The organism is Dyella sp. ASV21 (genome assembly GCF_016428975.1).
GTDB lineage: Bacteria > Pseudomonadota > Gammaproteobacteria > Xanthomonadales > Rhodanobacteraceae > Dyella.
In genome coordinates this window covers 1-314 of the sequence record NZ_JAELTT010000341.1, presented here as the reverse complement: position 1 = coordinate 314, position 314 = coordinate 1, and the positions used below count along the sequence as shown (strand labels likewise).

Annotated in this window: 1 protein-coding gene; it reads left to right on the top strand. The window is 66.2% G+C overall.

Annotated elements, in window-relative coordinates; genetic code table 11:
• The coding region (locus tag JHD67_RS21865; RefSeq protein ID WP_304487909.1) for a cytochrome c-type biogenesis CcmF C-terminal domain-containing protein at positions 1 to 314 on the top strand (314 nt) is incomplete at both ends.

Below are 314 nucleotides of genomic sequence, written 5' to 3'. Positions count from 1 at the left end.
ACCTTATGCTGACCGTAGCTGCCGCGATGGTGCTGCTGGGCACGCTGTTCCCGTTGATCGGCGATGCGCTCAACCTGGGCAAGATCTCGGTGGGTCCGCCGTACTTCGGTTTTCTGTTCACCCTGCTGATGCTGCCGGTGGTGCTGCTGTTGCCGTTTGGGCCGTACCTGCGCTGGGGTAAGAGCGACATGTCGCTGCTCAAGCGCGTGCTATGGCGCGCCGGTTTGGCGGCACTGGCCTGCGCCATCGTGGCGGCGCTGGTCACCAGCGGCGAAAGCAAGGCCATCGCCGGCACGGCGGCGGCCGTGTGGTGC